Origin of the sequence: Pseudomonas ceruminis, assembly GCF_021602025.1 — a bacterium.
GTDB classification, from domain to species: Bacteria; Pseudomonadota; Gammaproteobacteria; order Pseudomonadales; family Pseudomonadaceae; genus Aquipseudomonas; species Aquipseudomonas ceruminis.
The window spans coordinates 18,509-35,389 of the sequence record NZ_BQHW01000041.1 but is presented as its reverse complement, the minus strand read 5'-3'; the positions used below and the strand labels follow the sequence as shown (position 1 = coordinate 35,389).

The window sequence follows — 16,881 nt, the reverse complement described above, 5'->3', positions numbered from 1 at the left end:
CAGCACTACCTGAATCGATTAACTCGTTGAATCTCAAGGAGTTTCTCGTTCCGACTACGCTGGAAGTGGGGCGCATTATAAGGGGATTCGAAACCCCGTCAACCTTTAATTTCAATAAACCTTAATATTGCTGCAAAACAAAGCGGGGAGGCCTACCGGCCTCCCCGCTTTCGCCTCACGCCTTAAAGGCTAGGGAATGCAAACTGCGATGCCTCATGGCTCGCACGCTGCGGCCAGCGCTGCGTGATCGCCTTGCGACGGGTATAGAACCGCACCCCATCCGGGCCATACGCATGCAGGTCACCAAACAGCGAGCGCTTCCAACCACCAAAGCTGTGGTACGCCACCGGTACCGGCAGCGGTACGTTGACGCCTACCATGCCCACTTCGATTTCGTCACAGAACAGGCGGGCGGCCTCGCCATCGCGGGTGAAGATACAAGTGCCGTTGCCATACTCGTGATCGTTGATCAGTTGCATGGCCTGCTCCAGGCTATTCACGCGCACAATGCACAGAACAGGGCCGAAGATTTCTTCTTTATAGATGCGCATCTCAGGGGTCACCTTGTCGAACAAGGTGCCGCCCACGAAGTAACCATCTTCATTACCCGCGACACGGAAGCCGCGCCCATCCACCACCAGCTTCGCGCCCGCAGCAACACCGTCGTCGATATAACCGACGACCTTGTCCCGCGCAGCGGCAGTGACCAGCGGCCCCATGTCCAGGCCACAAGAGGTCCCGGCACCAATTTTCAGCGCCTTGATCTGCGGCTCCAGCTTGGCGATCAGTGCATCGGCGACCTGGTCACCCACACACACCGCCACCGAAATGGCCATGCAACGCTCACCGCACGAACCGTAGGCCGCGCCCATCAGTGCACTCACGGCATTGTCCAGGTCGGCGTCAGGCATCAGCACCGCATGGTTCTTCGCGCCGCCCAGGGCCTGCACACGCTTGCCGCGCTTGGTGCCCTCGGCATAGATGTACTCGGCAATCGGCGTCGAGCCGACGAAGCTCAACGCCTTCACCTCCGGCGCCTCGATCAGCGCGTCCACGGCTTCCTTGTCGCCGTGCACCACATTGAGGATGCCCTTCGGCAGGCCGGCTTCGAGCAACAGCTGGGCGATGAACAATGTCGAGCTAGGGTCGCGCTCGGACGGTTTCAGGATAAAGGCGTTACCACAGGCAATGGCCAGCGGGTACATCCACAGAGGGACCATGGCCGGGAAGTTGAACGGAGTGATACCGGCCACCACGCCCAGCGGCTGGAAATCGGACCAGGCATCGATGTTCGGGCCAACGTTGCGGCTGTACTCACCTTTGAGCACTTCAGGCGCGGCACACGCGAACTCGACGTTCTCGATGCCACGCTTCAGTTCACCCGCGGCGTCTTCCAGGGTCTTGCCGTGCTCCTCGCTGATCATCTGCGAGATACGCGCTTCGTTCTGTTCCAGCAGCTGCTTGAAACGGAACATCACCTGGGCGCGCTTGGCCGGTGGGGTGTTGCGCCAGGCCGGGAATGCAGCCTTGGCGGAATCGATCGCTTCCTGCACGGTGGCGCGGCTGGCCAGCTCGACCTTGCGTACCGCCTGGCCAGTGGACGGGTTGAAGACATCGGCGGTGCGCTCGCCCTTGGTAACCAGCTCACCGTGAATCAGGTGCTGAACAATGCTCATGCAAAACTCCAGATAAAGAAGGTAGATGCAGACGCGTGATCAGGTCACGCGCCTTACGTCAAAATCGCAAAGATCAGTCGATCTTGTTCAGCGCCTCACCCACCGCGTCGAACAGTCGGTCCAGTTCCTGCGGCGTGGTATTGAACGTTGGGCCGAACTGCAGGGTGTCGCCACCAAAGCGCACATAGAAGCCGGCTTGCCACAACTTCATCGCCGCCTCATACGGGCGAACGATGGCATCACCATCACGGGCAGCGATCTGGATCGCGCCAGCCAGGCCGTAGTTGCGGATATCGACAATGTTCTTGGTGCCTTTCACACCGTGCAGCAACTTCTCGAAGTGCGGCGCCAGTTCGGCAGCCGACTGCACCAGGTTTTCTTTCTGCAGCAGGTCCAGGGCCGCGATACCGGCAGCGCAGGCGACCGGGTGAGCCGAATAGGTATAGCCATGTGGGAATTCCACGGCGTACTCAGGCGTCGGCTGGTTCATGAAGGTCTGGTAGATCTCGCTGCTGGCGATCACCGCGCCCATCGGGATGGCCCCGTTGGTAACCTGCTTGGCGATGCACATCAGGTCCGGGGTCACGCCGAAGGCCTCGGCACCGGTCATGGCGCCCATGCGGCCGAAACCAGTGATCACTTCATCGAAGATCAGCAGGATGTTGTGCTGGGTGCAAATCTCGCGCAGGCGCTTGAGGTAGCCCTTGGGCGGAGGCAGTACACCTGCCGAGCCCGCCAGCGGCTCGACGATTACCGCAGCGATGTTCGAGGCATCATGCAGCTCGATCAGCTTGAGCATTTCGTCGGCCAGGGCGATACCGCCCTCCTCCGGCATGCCCTTGGAGTAGGCGTTGACCGGCAGCACGGTGTGAGGCAGGTGGTCGACATCCAGCAACTGGCCAAACATCTTGCGGTTGCCGTTTACGCCCCCCAGGCTGGTACCGGCGATGTTCACCCCGTGGTAGCCACGGGCGCGGCCGATGATCTTGGTCTTGGTGGCCTGCCCTTTCAGGCGCCAGTAAGCGCGGACCATCTTCAGCGCGGTGTCGGCGCACTCGGAACCGGAGTTGGTATAGAAGACATGGTTCAGGTCACCAGGGGTCAGCTCGGCAATTTTCTCGGCCAGCTGGAACGACAGTGGATGGCCGAACTGGAACGCCGGGGAGTAGTCCAGGGTACCGACCTGGCGGGCGACCGCCTCGGTGATTTCCTTGCGGGTATGCCCGGCGCCGCAGGTCCACAGGCCAGACAGGGCGTCGAAGATCTTGCGGCCCTTGTCATCCACCAGGTAGTTGCCTTGCGCCGCCACGATCAGGCGCGGGTCGCGGTGGAAGTTGCGGTTGGCGGTATAAGGCATCCAGTGGGCATCCAGCTTGAGCTGGCTGGCAATACCGGAGGGAGCGGTTTCGGGCATGTTCATCGGCGGTTCCTCGGAAGACGATTAGGCAACGATGGATGTTGTTGCAGCTAAATTCGCACGGGGATAAAGTCTGAAAAAGCCTACATTTCTAATCTTCAGTTAGCGCAAGACTAAACATATGAGCCGACGCCCCGACCCCCTCGCACAAGTCAGCGATTTCGACATTCGCCTGCTGAAAATTTACCGCAGCGTAGTCGAATGCGGTGGCTTCTCCGCCGCTGAGAACGTGCTGGGTATTGGCCGCTCGGCCATCAGCCAGCAAATGAACGACCTTGAGCAACGCCTCGGCCTGCGCCTGTGCCAGCGGGGCCGCGCAGGTTTCTCGCTCACAGAGGAAGGGCGCGAGGTCTACCATTCGGCGCTGCAGCTGCTCAGTGCATTGGAAACCTTCCGTACCGAAGTCAACGGCCTGCACCAGCACCTTCGTGGCGAGCTGAACATCGGCCTTACCGATAACCTGGTGACCCTGCCGCACATGCGCATCACCCATGCCCTGGCCGAGCTCAAGGACCGCGGGCCGGATGTGCGCATCCAGATCCGCATGATCGCGCCAAGCCAGGTTGAGCAGGGCGTGCTCGACGGTAGCCTGCATGTCGGCGTGGTGCCCCAGACCAGCCCGCTCTCCGGCCTTGAATACCAGCCGTTGTACAGTGAACGTTCGCTGCTGTACTGCGCCGTCGGCCACCCACTGTTCTACGCAGACGACCAGCAGATCGACGATGTGCGCCTCAACGGCCAGGAAGCGATCGCCCCGACCTTCCGCTTGCCTGCCGATATCCAGGCCCATTACCAGGCGCTGAACTGCACCGCCAGCGCCTCCGACCGTGAAGGCATGGCGTTCTTGATCCTGACCGGCCGCTACATCGGCTACCTGCCCGACCACTACGCAACCTTCTGGGTCCAGCAGGGCCGCCTGCGCGCGCTCAAACCTGCGCAGCGCTTCTATGACCTGAGCCTGAGCTGGGTAACACGTAAAGGACGGCGGCCGAACCTGGTGCTGGAAAGTTTTCTCGAAAGCCTGGCAGCGACACGCTGATGCCTGCTTCTGACGCTAATGCTTGTCACTTGTGCACAGGAAGGTAATCTTGTCCGACATCCGTTGCCACAGACCTGTTCGGAATCGTCCATGACCCTAGAAGTCCCTGCGCATCGCCTTTCCGCCTCGGGCAAGCCCGCCGGCCGCATCCGCCAGAAGAACGAACAGGCCATCATCCAGGCCGCCGAGGACGAATTCGCCCGCCATGGGTTCAAGGGCACCAGCATGAACACCATCGCGCTGAAGGCCGGCTTGCCCAAGGCCAACCTGCATTATTACTTCACCAACAAACTCGGCCTGTATATCGCTGTACTGAGCAACATCATCGAGCTGTGGGATAGCACCTTCAACGCCTTGAGCGTCGAGGACGACCCGGCGGCGGCGCTGAGCCAGTACATCCGCACCAAAATGGAGTTCTCCCGCCGCAACCCACAGGCTTCACGGATCTTCGCGATGGAGGTGATCAGCGGCGGCAATTGCCTGACCGAATACTTCAGTGCCGACTATCGCGAGTGGTTCCGCGGCCGGGCTGCGGTGTTCCAAGCCTGGATCGAGGCGGGGAAGATGGACCCGGTCGACCCGGTACACCTGATCTTCCTGCTGTGGGGCAGCACCCAGCACTATGCCGACTTCGCCACCCAGATCTGCCAGGTCACAGGCCGCAGCCGCCTGACCAAGCAAGACATGGAAGACGCCAGCAGCAACCTTATCCACATCATTCTCAAGGGCTGCGGCATCACGCCGAGCGCCTGACTTTTCTATATGCCATCTACCCTGCTCGACCTCTGCGAGTTTCGCGAGGAAATCCGCAAGAGCCGTTTCATCACCCTCGCGGGCCCGATTTCCAGCGCCGCCGAGGCGATGAGTTTCATCGAGCGCCACAGCGACCTGGCCGCCACCCACAACTGCTGGGCCTGGAAGCTCGGTGCCCAGTACCGCAGCAGCGATGACGGCGAACCCGGAGGCACGGCCGGTCGGCCGATCCTGGCGGCCATCGAGGCCCAGGACTGCGACCAGGTCGTGGTACTGGTGATCCGCTGGTATGGTGGTATTCAGTTGGGCACCGGTGGCCTGGCCCGCGCCTATGGCGGCGGCGCCAACAAATGCCTGCAACAGGCGCCGAAAAGGCTGTTGGTACAACGCAGCCAATTCACCTGCAGTTGTACATTCAGCGAGCTGGCCTTGGTGAAGTTGCGCCTGGCCGAGGCCGATGGTCTGGTGCTGGACGAGCAGTTCACCGCCAACGGTGTCGACCTGCAACTCGCAGTGGGCGATGCGCAGGTGCCCATGCTGCAACAGCAGCTGGCAGACCTTAGCCGCGGGCGGATCTTCCTCGAAACATGCTGATCTTTGCTCACAACAACTGTGGGCCTGCCTGTGGATAAGCTTGGGGCACTCTGCTGCAGCCCATAGGCATCAAGGCCCGCAGACCATTGAACATATTTTGATCACTATTGGGTGACAGCCCCGAGCAGCGAAGCCCCTGACAGTTATCCCCAACCACCGTGCGTTCCTGCCCTGTTTCAGCGCTGCTTGCGCACATTTACTGTGGAACAGCCTGTGGATAACCCGTTAGCCAACAGCCGAAGCGCCCGGCCGCACAAGGCCTTGAGCAGGTGATCATTTTTTAACCACCCTTAACACGGGCGTACAAAGCGACTCTGCAGTATGCTCACTTCCTCTTCCCTGTCGCGTTAAAGGAATGTGGCTATGGCTACTTCGAGAACTGCCCTCATCATCGGTGCCTCCCGCGGCTTGGGCCTGGGCTTGGTGGAGCGTCTGCACGAAGACGGCTGGAACGTCACCGCCACCGTACGCGACCCCAGCAAACCCGGGGCACTCCACGCTGTGCCCGGCGTACGCATCGAACAGCTGGAGATGAACGACACCGCCCAGCTCGATGGCTTGAAACAGCGCCTGCACGGCGAGGTATTCGACCTGGTGTTCATCAATGCCGGTGTCATGGGCCCCCTGCCGCAGGACCTGGAAAGCGTAAAGCCCAGCGAAGTGGCTGACCTGTTCATGACCAACGCCGTAGCGCCCATCCGCGTCGCTCGCCGCCTGGTCGGCCAAGTACGTGAGGGCAGCGGCGTGCTGGCATTCATGAGCTCGATCCTAGGCAGCGTAACCATTCCCGACGGTGGCGAAATCTGCCTGTACAAAGCCAGCAAAGCAGCCTTGAACTCGATGATCAACAGCTTCGTGGTCGACCTGCAACGCCCTGACCTGTGCGTACTGGCACTGCACCCTGGCTGGGTGAAGACCGACATGGGCGGTGAAAATGCAGAAATCGATGTAGCCACCAGCACCCATGGCATGCTCGAGCAGATCAAGGCACAGAGCGGCAAAGGCGGCCTGCGCTTCATCAACTACAAAGGCGACGCTCTGATTTGGTGAGTGAATCCGATCACTGGTGGGGGCAATGCAGGGCCAGGCCGGACGCAATGCCAGGTCATGCCCTGTAGAATGCCGCCAACCGTACCTGATCTGAGAACATCCCCTATGTATGAATGGTTGAACGCCCTGCCCAAGGCTGAACTGCACCTGCACCTCGAAGGCTCGCTTGAGCCCGAGCTGTTGTTCGCCCTGGCCGAGCGCAACAAGATCGCCCTGCCCTGGAACGACGTGGAAACCCTGCGCAGCGCCTATGCCTTCAACAACCTTCAAGAGTTCCTCGACCTCTATTACCAGGGCGCGGACGTGCTGCGCACCGAGCAGGACTTCTACGACCTGACCTGGGCCTATCTGCAACGCTGCAAGGCCCAGAATGTGATTCATACCGAACCGTTCTTCGATCCGCAGACCCACACCGATCGCGGCATCCCGTTCGAAGTGGTGCTCAACGGTATCGACCAGGCGCTCAAGGATGGTCGCGAGCAACTGGGTATCAGCAGCGGCCTGATCCTGAGCTTCCTGCGTCACCTGAGCGAAGACGAAGCGCATAAAACCCTCGACCAGGCCCTGCCATTCCGTGAAGCGTTCATTGCCGTGGGCCTGGACAGCTCCGAGCAAGGCCACCCGCCGAGCAAGTTCCAGCGCGTCTTCGACCGCGCCCGCAGCGAAGGCTTCGTAGCGGTGGCCCATGCCGGTGAAGAAGGCCCGCCCGAGTACATCTGGGAAGCGCTCGACCTGTTGAAGATCAAGCGCATCGACCATGGGGTACGCGCCATCGAAGACGAACGCCTGATGCAGCGCATCATCGACGAGCAGATCCCCCTCACGGTCTGCCCGCTGTCGAACACCAAGCTGTGTGTGTTCGATCACATGAGCCAGCACAACATTCTCGAGATGCTCGAGCGCGGCGTGAAGGTGACGGTGAACTCGGACGACCCGGCCTACTTCGGCGGTTACGTCACAGAGAACTTCCATGCCTTGCACACCCACCTGGGCATGACCGAAGACCAGGCTCGCCGGCTGGCACAGAACAGCCTGGACGCACGCTTGGTCTGACCGTTACACAGCGTTGCAGTCACCCGACCTGCAACGCTTCGACGCGGGCGATGCGGTTGATCTGCTGAACGCCTTCGGCCGATATCTGCAGCGCTCGCGTCCCTTGCGACTCGCGTATCCACCCCGACTGCAGGAACAGTTTGAGCAATGCCTGCCCGAGGCTACCGCCAAGGTGCGGCCCTTGATCACTCCACTCGCTGCAATGGCAGATCACGCAGCCCCGCTGTTGCTGTGGTGCCAACGCATCGATGTAGACGCCTATGCTCGCCAACTGTCTACGGCCCTGTTCAGTGACCATCAACCGGCCCTCGTAGCCCTCGAGCCACCCCGCCGCCACCAGGCGATGATAAAGCTCACTGGCCAGCTCGCCGCCCAGGTGTTCGCCACAACGACGGGCCCTGCGCATGGACATCGGCATCTGTAATGGCGCCGGCCGCTGTATTGCATCACTGCCAAGCTGCACGCTGGCCAGGGCTTCGACGGCCGCACCGACTTGGGGGGTGGCCAACCTGAAGTAGCGCTTGCGCCCGCGTGCCTCGAGCCTGAGCAGGCCTGCCGAGGACAGCAGTGACAAGTGGGCGCAGGCAGAAGATGAGGTCAAGCCGGTTATCATCGCCAATTCATCGGTAGGCCGCGGCGTGCCATCGATCAGGGCCCACAACATCGCACTGCGCTTGGGGTCGGCCATCAGGCCGGCAATCTGACTGATACTGCTGACTGCATTCATGTCCCTCTAACTCCCTGCAAGATCACATCTGATTTCCAATAGCCAACCTTGGCAACACCGATCACCACCCAGCCGCTGCCGGCCCGCGACAAGCAACCGCCTTGGAACCGCTGACACCTGGGCCAGTATAAGCCGCGCACGCGCGCTGTTCGGTACCTCTGCTCACCGCATAAAAAGGCCAAGGGGCTGGGTAGGGTGACCCTTGCGCGAATTATTCGGGTCGGTAACGCGCACTCTGCCTGGCGGGATTTACACAAGGCCGCAGCCCAGAGGGGAAGCAACAGCGCAGGAGGAAAGATGGCCCGACAAGGCGAGAGACTCTGCTGACAGACACGTTCCCCAAATAGCGCAAACTAAAGCGAAGCTTCGACATGCGTGGCGTGTGCATCTGGAAACTTCCGACCGGTCGCACGGCGTTGTCCTGACCGCCAGTCAGGCGACTCATACGGACCATGGCGTTGGGTGGCTATAGCGCTACACTTGATCCGCTCTCACCCGTAATCGGAGGCATGCCGCGATGAAGATTGTCGTCAGTACGTCCGACCGCAACCCTAACTGCCCCTGGCAGGTAAGGCTCGATCAGCATGTGGTGAGTTTCCGCAGCGAGGCCGAAGCGCGTGCCTTCGTCGCCACCCTGGAAACTCGCCTGCAAGCCCCTCACCCGCTCATGCCGGACGCGTGGCCTGCAGACGCCGGGTCAGCAGTGCGACACTGACGACCAGTGTGCCGCACAGGCTGATCACCAGCGTCATGGGCACCGCGCTGCCATCGTGCAGCAAGCCGACCAAGGCTGCCGCACCGGCGGCGACGCTGAACTGCAGGCAGCCCATCAATGCCGATGCACTGCCCGCCCGTGCGCCCTGGCCACTCATGGCGCAGGCCGCAGCATTGGGGATGATGCAACCCAGGCTGGCGATGCAGACGAACAGCGGTACCAGCAGTGGCCACAACTGCGTCGGCCGTAGTGCCGCGACCCCCAGCAATACCAACCCCGCCGCCAGGTAGAGCCAGACCGCCCGCACCAGCAGGAACGCCGGGCCGCGCTTGGCCAGCAGCCGCGCATTGATCTGCGCCACCAGAATGAAGCCCGCCGCATTGGTACCGAACAGCCAGCCATAGTGTTCCGCAGGTACGCCATAGAGCTTGATAAACACGAAAGGCGAACCGGCGATGTAGGCAAACATCCCCGCGATAGCGATGCCGCCTGTCAGCGCATGGCCGATGAATACCCGATCGGCAAACAGCCGCAGGTATTGGCGCAGAGCCCCCGACAACGGTGGCCGTGGCATGTGCGCGGGCAGGCTCTCGGGCAACCCCAGGCCAACAGCCAGCAGGCACGCCGCACTGAACAGGCTCAGCGCGAGGAAAATCGACTGCCACCCGGCCAGGTTCACCAGCACACCGCCGAGCATTGGCGCGAGGATCGGCGCCAACCCCATCACCAGCATCAGTTGCGAGAACACTTTGGCCGACGCCACCGGGTCGCATTTATCGCTGACGATGGCCCGCGACAGCACCATGCCCGCACAGCCGCCCAATGCCTGAACAAAGCGCGCCAGGATCAGCGTGTCGAGGTTAGGCGCATAGGCGCATGCCAATGACGCCAGGGTGAACAGCGCCACCCCGAACAGCAGCGGTTTACGCCGGCCGAAGCGGTCCGCCATTGGCCCGTATGCCAACTGCCCCAGCGAGAGGCCCAGAAAGTAGGCGGCCAAGGTGGCCTGGACATGTTTTTCATCGGTGGCGAATGCCTGCGCCATGGCCGGGAAGGCAGGCAGGTAAAAGTCAATCGCCAGCGGCCCGAACGCACTCAATGCGCCCAGGATCAGCACCATTCGCAGGTTCATCAGGAATCCATAGCAGGCTAAGCAAGTGCGTAAGTCTACCTGCAGTGGACGCCATCAGCATGAAAACCTTTGCAACAAAACAGCCGCATCATGGCTGCGCGAGTGGGCCGCAAGGGCGGCCCGTGCCTGCGTCAGGCAACCTCGGCCTGGTAACCTTCCTCACGGAGGGCAGCCAGTACCTGCTCCACCGCCAGGCTGCTCTGTACGCGCACCTGCCTGGCAGCCAGGTCGACGTCCACCTGCGCCTGCGCATCCTGCTCCTGCAACGCGCGGGTTACAGCCTTCACGCAATGGCCACAGGTCATGCCCTGTACGTTGAACACTTGCATCGCTATTGCCTCCTTTGGGGTTTTGCGCAGTTTCAAGCTTGCCATCGGGGCAAGGTCAAGTTCTGTCTGAAACGGCCGGGGTGGAAATCCGCGCGGACCTCGGCCAAGCTGCGCCTTTGACGATTTGTGCAAGCAGGAGATTCTTCATGTTCAGGGCAGCAGTGAGCGTTGTCGGGCTGTTGGGCACACTGGCCGCAGTGCCACCGGCCAGCGCCGAGGGCAACTCGGACTACAGCGTGCTGATCATTTCACGTGAACGCCTGGAAGTGGCCACCAGCTGTGAAATCGGCGTCTACCTCAACGACCAGCTTTCCGGGCGCGTGTTCCAGGAACAGTCGACCTCCTTCAACCTGCCACCCGGCCCGGTAGACGTTCGCCTGCGCTTGCTGCCGGGGCAGATGCCCGGCTGTGCCGCCGGCATCGAGGACCAACGCAGCACGCGCTTGACCTTGCAGGCGGGCCAGATCAACAAATACCGCATTGCCATGGGCCACAATGGGCTTGAGTTGAAGCGAGCCGGCCTGGGCTATTGACCTTGCCTTCGTGGCAAGGTTGATGCTGGAGGCCAGTCCAAGGAGGAGCGCCATGCCCGCATCTACCACTTTCGACCTGCCGATTTCCGGCATGACCTGCGCCAGCTGTGCTGGCCGGGTCGAGCGCGCCCTGCGCAAGGTCACCGGCGCTGAACAGGTCAGCGTCAACCTGGCCACCGAACAGGCCCGGGTCCAGGCCCCGGCCGACAGCCTGCCCGCGTTGGTCGACGCCGTGCGCGGCGCCGGGTATGGCGTGCCGACCCGCACCGTGGAGCTGCAGATCGGTGGCATGACTTGCGCCAGCTGCGCAGGTCGCATCGAACGTGCCTTGGGTAAATTGCCCGGGGTCGAGCAGATCAGCGTCAACTTGGCCAGCGAACGCGCCCACCTCGAGGTGCTCCTGGCCCTAGATGACAACGTGCTGATCGACGCAGTCGAGCGGGCCGGTTACAGCGCCAGCCTGCCGCAGTCGGCCAAGGACGATCAGCAGGCCGCCCAGCGCCGACTGCGCAACGAACGCCTGGCCGTCGGCGCCGCCCTGCTGCTGGCCTTGCCCCTGGTATTGCCGATGCTGGTGCAACCGTTCGGCGTGCACTGGATGCTGCCGGCCTGGGCACAGTTCCTGCTGGCCACGCCGGTGCAGTTCATCTTGGGCGCACGCTTCTACGTGGCGGCCTACAAAGCCGTGCGCGCCGGCACTGGCAACATGGACCTGCTGGTAGCGCTCGGCACCAGTGCCGGCTATGGCCTGAGCCTGTACCAGTGGGCGCAGGCGCCGGCGGGCATGGCGCCACACCTGTACTTCGAGGCCTCGGCAGTGGTCATCGCCCTGGTGCTGTTGGGCAAATACCTGGAAAGCCGGGCCAAGCGCCAAACCGCCAGCGCCATCCGCGCCCTTGAAGCACTGCGCCCTGAGCGTGCGGTGAGGGTGGTCGAGGGGCGCGAGGAAGAGGTTGCGATCGCCCAACTGCGCCTCGGTGATCGGGTACTGGTAAAGCCCGGCGAACGCTTCCCGGTCGACGGCGAAGTAGAAGAAGGCAGCAGCCACGCCGACGAAGCCCTGATCAGCGGCGAGAGCCTGCCCGTCCCCAAACAGCCCGGTGACAGTGTCACCGGTGGCGCCATCAACGGCGAAGGCCGACTGCTGGTACGCACCCAGGCACTGGGCACTGAAACCGTGCTGGCCCGTATCATCCGCCTTGTCGAAGACGCCCAGGCGGCCAAGGCCCCCATCCAGAAACTGGTCGACCGGGTCAGCCAGGTGTTCGTGCCTGCCGTGCTGGTGCTGGCCTTGCTCACCCTGGTGGGTTGGTGGCTGGCTGGGGCACCGCTGGAGACAGCGCTGATCAACGCCGTCGCCGTGCTGGTGATCGCCTGCCCCTGCGCCTTAGGCCTGGCCACGCCAGCAGCGATCATGGCCGGTACCGGCGTCGCTGCCCGCCATGGCATCCTGATCAAGGACGCCGAGGCCCTGGAACGAGCCCATGCGGTCAACCGCGTGGTGTTCGACAAGACCGGTACGCTCACCTCCGGGAGCCCTCGGGTGGTCCACAGCGACACCTTGGTGGGTGACACTGCCGAGCTGCATCGCCTGGCCGGCGCATTGCAACGGGGCAGTGAGCATCCCTTGGCCAAGGCGGTGCTGGATGCTTGCGCCGAGCAAGGCCTGGATGTCCCCACCGTGGTCGACAGCCAGTCCCTTACCGGCCGTGGCATCGCCGGGCGGGTAGAAGGCCGTGAGCTGGCACTGGGCAACCGCCGCCTGCTCGAAGAAAGCAATCTGCAACCGGGTGGTTTGGCCACCCAGGCACAGGCCTGGGAAGCCGAAGGCCGCACCCTGTCGTGGCTCATCGAGCGTGGCCCGCAGCCCCAGGTGCTTGGCCTGTTCGCTTTCGGCGACAGCCTCAAGCCCGGGGCTGAGCAGGCCATCACCGCCTTGCACGGGCAGCACATCAGCTGCCACCTGCTGACCGGCGATAACCGGGGCAGCGCCAACGTCGTTGCCACTGCCCTGGGCATCGACGATGTGCATGCCGAAGTGCTGCCGGCCGACAAGGCAGCCACCGTCGCGGCACTGAAGAAGAACGGCGTGGTGGCGATGGTCGGTGACGGCATCAACGATGCGCCAGCGCTGGCCGCCGCCGATATCGGCATCGCCATGGGCGGCGGTACGGATGTGGCCATGCAAGCGGCCGGCATCACGCTCATGCGTGGCGACCCGCGGCTCGTACCGGCCGCCCTGGAAATCAGCCGCAAGACCTATGCGAAGATCCGCCAGAACCTGTTCTGGGCCTTCATCTACAACCTGATCGGCATCCCCCTTGCCGCGCTGGGCTACCTCAACCCCGTCCTGGCCGGCGCCGCCATGGCGTTGTCCAGCGTCAGCGTGGTGAGCAATGCCCTGTGGCTGAAAACCTGGAAACCCGGCAGCACCCCTGAGGAGGCCCAATGAACATCGGTCAGGCCGCCCGCCGCAGCGGGCTCAGCACCAAGATGATCCGCTATTACGAGTCCATCGGCCTGCTCAAGCCGGCCACCCGCAGCGACAGCGGCTACCGCCTGTACCAGCCGCAAGACCTGCACAGCCTGGCGTTCATCAAGCGCTCGCGCGACCTGGGCTTTTCCCTGGAAGAAGTGGGCAAGCTTTTGACCCTGTGGCAGGACCGGCAACGCGCCAGTGCCGACGTCAAGGCCCTGGCCACGCAACACATCGATGCGCTGAACCAGCGCATCGACGAGTTGGTCAGCCTGCGTGACACCTTAAGTGAGCTGGTTGCCCACTGCCAGGGCAATGACCGCCCGGACTGCCCCATTCTCAAGGACCTGGCAAATGGCGGGGACTGCTGCCATTGACGGAGTTGGCCAACCCGACAGCTAATTGGTATGCCATATTAGCCTAACGCCGACCGAATAGTCGCCCAATGCGCCTTCGCCCAATAAATACGGGCATTTGCGCTCAAAAAATCCCGGACGCTGCCGATGCAGTCACTGCCTGCCTCGCGTGTGTAAAAAAATAAATTCCGGGAGCGTCGATGAACATCAAACAGAAACTGACCTGGGCATTCGCGGTGATTGCCGCCTTGCCCATCGTCCTCGTGGCCACCCTGGTGGTCATCAACCTGCGCGGCGAAGCCCGCGACGAATTCCTCGACAGCAGCAGCCGGGAAATTCGCCAGGTCAGCAATGCCATGAACCTGTTCTTCCAGGGCATCACGCAGAACGTCGACTACCTGGCCAGCCTGCCGCAAGTCACCGGTGCTGACGACAAGATCAAGAAACACATCAGCGCCGATGCTGCGCAAATCGCTCCAGGCGACCAGGACAAGGCGCTGTTCGAACTGTTCACGCGGCTGGCCAACAGCCACCCCGATTACGCCTATGTGTCCTACGGCCTGAAGGACGGCGGCTACGCCTTCTGGCCAGGCGACCCGAACATGAGCAACTACGACCCACGTACCCGCCCCTGGTACCAGGCGGCCATGGCCAACCCTGGCAAGACCCTGCGCACCGCACCTTACTACTGGGCAGGCGACGATGCCGTGCTGGTCAGCACCGTACGCGCCGTGGCCAACCAGCTCGGCAACCCGGGTGGCGTGGTCAACATCGACGTGTCGCTCAAGGGCCTGACCGAAATCGTCCAACAGATAAAACTGGGCGAAAGCGGCTACCTGATCCTCATGGAAAACAACGGCAACGTGATGGTCGACCCACGTGACGCCAGCCACAACTTCAAACAGCTGGCCAGCTTCGGTGACGGTTACGCCGCGTTGGCCAAGGCAGGCAAAGGCCTGGTCGAGGTCGACCTGGGTGGCGTGCGCTACATGGCAAACATTTACCCTGACGAGAAGCTCGGCTGGACCTTCATCGGTCTGATTCAGCAAGGCGAAGTGATGCAGACCACCACGCGCCTGACCTGGTTGATCGGCACCATCGCACTGGCCCTCGCCGCCTTGTTCGCGGTCGTCGGCGCGACCTTCGCCAAGCTTATCGTTCGCCCGATCAACAGCGTGACCAACGGCCTGGAAGACATCGCCCAGGGCGAAGGTGACCTGACCCGCAACCTGGAGGTACGCGGCCGCGACGAAACCGCGCAACTGGCCAGTTGGTTCAACCAGTTCCTCGGCGCTATCCGCAGCCTGATCCAGCACATCGGCTCGGCCGCCAGCAAGATCCTCAGCACCTCCAGCAGCTCGACGCGGGTGTCCAGTGACATGGCCGAGGCCGCCGGGCGCCAGCGCGAAGCAGTGGACATGGTCTCCACCGCATTCCATGAAATGGTCGCCACCGCCAACGAAGTTGCCCGCTCCTGCAGCCAAGCCGCGCAATCGGCTGACAGCGGCCAGCAGCAGGCCCGTGAAGGCCAGCAACAGATCGACGCAGCGGTGAACAGTGTCGACCGGCTGAGCCAGGAAATCGAACAATCGGCGCAGTCGATCCAGCAACTGGAGCGCGACAGCAACGCCATTCAGTCGATCCTTGGCACTATCCGTTCGATTGCCGAGCAGACCAACCTGCTGGCCTTGAACGCAGCGATCGAGGCTGCGCGGGCGGGCGAACAGGGCCGCGGTTTTGCCGTGGTCGCCGACGAAGTGCGGGCCTTGGCCAAACGTACCGCTGACTCTACCGCCGAAATCGACGGCCTGCTGGGCAACCTGGCCAGCCGTACTGCCGAAGTCGCCGAGCAGATGCATGCCAGTCTGGAAGTGTCGCAACAGTCGGTCAGCCGCATCGGCCTGGCGCGCGACAGCTTCGGCCAGATCCGCGAATCGGTGGACATCATCCGCGACATGAACACGCAGATCGCCACGGCGGCCGAAGAACAGCACCAGGTGGCCGAGGACATCAACCGCCATATCAGCCAGATTCACGGCGATGCGCAACTGGTGGCCGAACTGGCCCAGGCGGCGCGCCAGGACTCCGAGAGCCTGGCCGGGTTGTCCAATGAACTGGACTCGCTGGTGCGGCGTTTCCGCACCTGATCTACCACCGCTACCAGCCCTGCAGGAACAGCGCAAGCCACCGGCCTGTGATGTTCCTGTAAGGGCCCGTACAGGCCAACCTACAACCTCAGCTCCCCGGGCGTGGACCCGAACAGCTGCTTGAAAGCGGCGATATAGGCTGATGTCGAGTCATAGCCGCACCCCAGTGCCGCCTCGGTCACACTCTCCCCCGCCTCCAGCAACGCCAGCGACGACAACAGCCGCATGCGCTGGCGCCAGTTGCGGAAACTCAACCCAGTTTCGCGCTGGAACAGCCGCATCAGGGTTTTCTCCGAACACCCCAGTTGCAGCGCCCACTGCTGCAGCGTCTGCACCTGGTCCGGCGCGGCGATCAGGCTATTGCACAGTGCCAGCAACCCAGGGTGGCGTGGCAGCGGCAGGGAAAACCCCACCTCAGGCAGTGTCCTCAGTTGGTCGAGCAGCACCGCGACCAGGCGCCCTTCGGCACTGTCGCCATCGGGATAATGCGCAGGTAACAGGCAGAACTGCTTGATCAGCTCGCGCGCCAGGGGCGTCACCTCCAGCACCCGGCATCGCGCCGAGGCCCAGGGGCAGGCATCGCGGCGAATGTACAGGCTGCGCATTTCCGCCTGCCCCGACGTGACCACCTCGTGTTCGGCATCGGCGGGAATCCAGACACCCCACTGGGGCGGCGCAAAGTAGCTGCCCTCCCGGGTATACACCCCCAGCACCCCCGAAATCGCGTACGAGAACTGCACCCAGTCGTGGCTGTGGCACGTGGTCCAGGAGCCCGCACCCAAGGTTTCGGCACGGGCATAAACGGGCCTGGGTAACTGGTCCAGGGCGGGGATGGCACGGGGATGTCCGATACTCGGCATGGTGGTTTCTTGTAGTTCTGACCA

Annotated in this window: 16 protein-coding genes and 1 pseudogene; 11 read left to right on the top strand and 6 right to left on the bottom strand. The window is 62.7% G+C overall.

The features are described 5' to 3' along the window. Nucleotides 1-182: 182 nt before the first annotated feature. A complete protein-coding gene (locus tag L6D80_RS28105) occupies nucleotides 183-1,676 on the bottom strand; it encodes a CoA-acylating methylmalonate-semialdehyde dehydrogenase (RefSeq protein WP_054900122.1) in 1,494 nt (497 codons plus the stop codon). Between the two features lie 73 nt (nucleotides 1,677-1,749). Next, the gene (gene aptA / locus L6D80_RS28100) at nucleotides 1,750-3,096 is read right to left on the bottom strand and encodes an omega-aminotransferase AptA (protein ID WP_054900123.1); all 1,347 of its coding nucleotides are present in this window, start codon (nucleotides 3,094-3,096) and stop codon (nucleotides 1,750-1,752) included. 118 nt (nucleotides 3,097-3,214) lie between these two features. On the opposite strand from aptA, the gene L6D80_RS28095 reads away from it, so the two are divergent. The 5 genes from L6D80_RS28095 to L6D80_RS28075 all read left to right on the top strand — a co-directional run bounded on the left by L6D80_RS28095 (nucleotide 3,215) and on the right by L6D80_RS28075 (nucleotide 7,582). Further along, complete coding sequence (locus L6D80_RS28095) at nucleotides 3,215-4,132, top strand: LysR family transcriptional regulator (protein WP_054900124.1); 918 nt, start codon at nucleotides 3,215-3,217, stop codon at nucleotides 4,130-4,132. 90 nt (nucleotides 4,133-4,222) lie between these two features. Beyond that, on the top strand, nucleotides 4,223-4,885 hold the full coding sequence (locus tag L6D80_RS28090; protein ID WP_054900125.1) for a TetR/AcrR family transcriptional regulator: 663 nt from the start codon (nucleotides 4,223-4,225) through the stop codon (nucleotides 4,883-4,885). Nucleotides 4,886-4,894: 9 nt separating this feature from the next. Continuing rightward, nucleotides 4,895-5,479 (top strand): IMPACT family protein, encoded by a 585-nt coding sequence (locus L6D80_RS28085; RefSeq protein ID WP_176514920.1) that lies wholly within the window; start codon nucleotides 4,895-4,897, stop codon nucleotides 5,477-5,479. A 363-nt stretch (nucleotides 5,480-5,842) separates the two neighbouring features. Continuing rightward, nucleotides 5,843-6,529 (top strand): SDR family oxidoreductase, encoded by a 687-nt coding sequence (locus tag L6D80_RS28080; protein ID WP_054900127.1) that lies wholly within the window; start codon nucleotides 5,843-5,845, stop codon nucleotides 6,527-6,529. 105 nt (nucleotides 6,530-6,634) lie between these two features. After that, a complete protein-coding gene (locus L6D80_RS28075) occupies nucleotides 6,635-7,582 on the top strand; it encodes an adenosine deaminase (RefSeq protein ID WP_054900128.1) in 948 nt (315 codons plus the stop codon). A gap of 19 nt (nucleotides 7,583-7,601) precedes the next feature. Here the strand turns inward: L6D80_RS28075 and L6D80_RS28070 are convergent, their stop codons facing one another. Further along, nucleotides 7,602-8,309 (bottom strand): ArsR/SmtB family transcription factor, encoded by a 708-nt coding sequence (locus L6D80_RS28070; RefSeq protein WP_176514922.1) that lies wholly within the window; start codon nucleotides 8,307-8,309, stop codon nucleotides 7,602-7,604. 517 nt (nucleotides 8,310-8,826) lie between these two features. Between L6D80_RS28070 and L6D80_RS28065 the strand changes: the two genes are divergently transcribed. After that, nucleotides 8,827-9,024 carry a hypothetical protein gene (locus L6D80_RS28065; RefSeq protein WP_082422727.1) on the top strand — a complete coding sequence of 66 codons (198 nt, stop codon included), beginning with the start codon at nucleotides 8,827-8,829 and terminating at the stop codon, nucleotides 9,022-9,024. Here the strand turns inward: L6D80_RS28065 and L6D80_RS28060 are convergent. After that, nucleotides 8,975-10,156 carry a multidrug effflux MFS transporter gene (locus L6D80_RS28060; protein WP_176514924.1) on the bottom strand — a complete coding sequence of 394 codons (1,182 nt, stop codon included), beginning with the start codon at nucleotides 10,154-10,156 and terminating at the stop codon, nucleotides 8,975-8,977. The genes L6D80_RS28065 and L6D80_RS28060 overlap by 50 nt on opposite strands. A 131-nt stretch (nucleotides 10,157-10,287) precedes the next feature. Then, nucleotides 10,288-10,485, bottom strand: coding sequence for a heavy-metal-associated domain-containing protein (locus L6D80_RS28055; protein WP_176514926.1), 198 nt, complete (start codon nucleotides 10,483-10,485; stop codon nucleotides 10,288-10,290). Between the two features lie 146 nt (nucleotides 10,486-10,631). On the opposite strand from L6D80_RS28055, the gene L6D80_RS28050 reads away from it, so the two are divergent. From L6D80_RS28050 to L6D80_RS30420, 5 genes and pseudogenes are all read left to right on the top strand, one after another. Beyond that, on the top strand, nucleotides 10,632-11,018 hold the full coding sequence (locus L6D80_RS28050) for a hypothetical protein (protein ID WP_054900132.1): 387 nt from the start codon (nucleotides 10,632-10,634) through the stop codon (nucleotides 11,016-11,018). 52 nt (nucleotides 11,019-11,070) lie between these two features. Continuing rightward, nucleotides 11,071-13,470 carry a heavy metal translocating P-type ATPase gene (locus L6D80_RS28045; RefSeq protein WP_176514928.1) on the top strand — a complete coding sequence of 800 codons (2,400 nt, stop codon included), beginning with the start codon at nucleotides 11,071-11,073 and terminating at the stop codon, nucleotides 13,468-13,470. Beyond that, a complete protein-coding gene (gene cueR / locus L6D80_RS28040) occupies nucleotides 13,467-13,871 on the top strand; it encodes a Cu(I)-responsive transcriptional regulator (RefSeq protein ID WP_054900134.1) in 405 nt (134 codons plus the stop codon). Before L6D80_RS28045 ends, cueR begins: the two co-directional genes overlap by 4 nt. 179 nt (nucleotides 13,872-14,050) lie before the next feature. After that, a pseudogene (locus L6D80_RS30425) lies at nucleotides 14,051-15,139 on the top strand (HAMP domain-containing protein); the annotation flags it as partial. A 90-nt stretch (nucleotides 15,140-15,229) separates the two neighbouring features. After that, nucleotides 15,230-15,997, top strand: a complete 768-nt coding sequence (locus L6D80_RS30420) for a methyl-accepting chemotaxis protein (protein ID WP_371418633.1) — start codon at nucleotides 15,230-15,232, stop codon at nucleotides 15,995-15,997. Nucleotides 15,998-16,077: 80 nt separating this feature from the next. Here the strand turns inward: L6D80_RS30420 and L6D80_RS28030 are convergent, their stop codons facing one another. Continuing rightward, entirely contained in the window at nucleotides 16,078-16,857 is a 780-nt protein-coding gene (locus tag L6D80_RS28030) for an AraC family transcriptional regulator (protein ID WP_054900136.1), read from the bottom strand. Nucleotides 16,858-16,881: the final 24 nt, after the last annotated feature.

Excerpts from the sequence above, each read along its gene's own strand:
- L6D80_RS28080 (WP_054900127.1), top strand. The coding sequence starts at position 5,843 with ATGGCTACTTCGAGAACTGCCCTCATCATCGGTGCCTCCCGCGGCTTG.
- L6D80_RS28070 (WP_176514922.1), bottom strand. The coding sequence starts at position 8,309 with ATGAATGCAGTCAGCAGTATCAGTCAGATTGCCGGCCTGATGGCCGAC.
- cueR (WP_054900134.1), top strand. The coding sequence starts at position 13,467 with ATGAACATCGGTCAGGCCGCCCGCCGCAGCGGGCTCAGCACCAAGATG.
- aptA (WP_054900123.1), bottom strand. The coding sequence starts at position 3,096 with ATGAACATGCCCGAAACCGCTCCCTCCGGTATTGCCAGCCAGCTCAAG.
- L6D80_RS28055 (WP_176514926.1), bottom strand. The coding sequence starts at position 10,485 with ATGCAAGTGTTCAACGTACAGGGCATGACCTGTGGCCATTGCGTGAAG.
- L6D80_RS28050 (WP_054900132.1), top strand. The coding sequence starts at position 10,632 with ATGTTCAGGGCAGCAGTGAGCGTTGTCGGGCTGTTGGGCACACTGGCC.
- L6D80_RS28095 (WP_054900124.1), top strand. The coding sequence starts at position 3,215 with ATGAGCCGACGCCCCGACCCCCTCGCACAAGTCAGCGATTTCGACATT.
- L6D80_RS28090 (WP_054900125.1), top strand. The coding sequence starts at position 4,223 with ATGACCCTAGAAGTCCCTGCGCATCGCCTTTCCGCCTCGGGCAAGCCC.
- L6D80_RS28105 (WP_054900122.1), bottom strand. The coding sequence starts at position 1,676 with ATGAGCATTGTTCAGCACCTGATTCACGGTGAGCTGGTTACCAAGGGC.
- L6D80_RS28075 (WP_054900128.1), top strand. The coding sequence starts at position 6,635 with ATGTATGAATGGTTGAACGCCCTGCCCAAGGCTGAACTGCACCTGCAC.
- L6D80_RS28045 (WP_176514928.1), top strand. The coding sequence starts at position 11,071 with ATGCCCGCATCTACCACTTTCGACCTGCCGATTTCCGGCATGACCTGC.
- L6D80_RS28030 (WP_054900136.1), bottom strand. The coding sequence starts at position 16,857 with ATGCCGAGTATCGGACATCCCCGTGCCATCCCCGCCCTGGACCAGTTA.
- L6D80_RS28060 (WP_176514924.1), bottom strand. The coding sequence starts at position 10,156 with ATGAACCTGCGAATGGTGCTGATCCTGGGCGCATTGAGTGCGTTCGGG.
- L6D80_RS28085 (WP_176514920.1), top strand. The coding sequence starts at position 4,895 with ATGCCATCTACCCTGCTCGACCTCTGCGAGTTTCGCGAGGAAATCCGC.
- L6D80_RS28065 (WP_082422727.1), top strand. The coding sequence starts at position 8,827 with ATGAAGATTGTCGTCAGTACGTCCGACCGCAACCCTAACTGCCCCTGG.
- L6D80_RS30420 (WP_371418633.1), top strand. The coding sequence starts at position 15,230 with ATGGCCGAGGCCGCCGGGCGCCAGCGCGAAGCAGTGGACATGGTCTCC.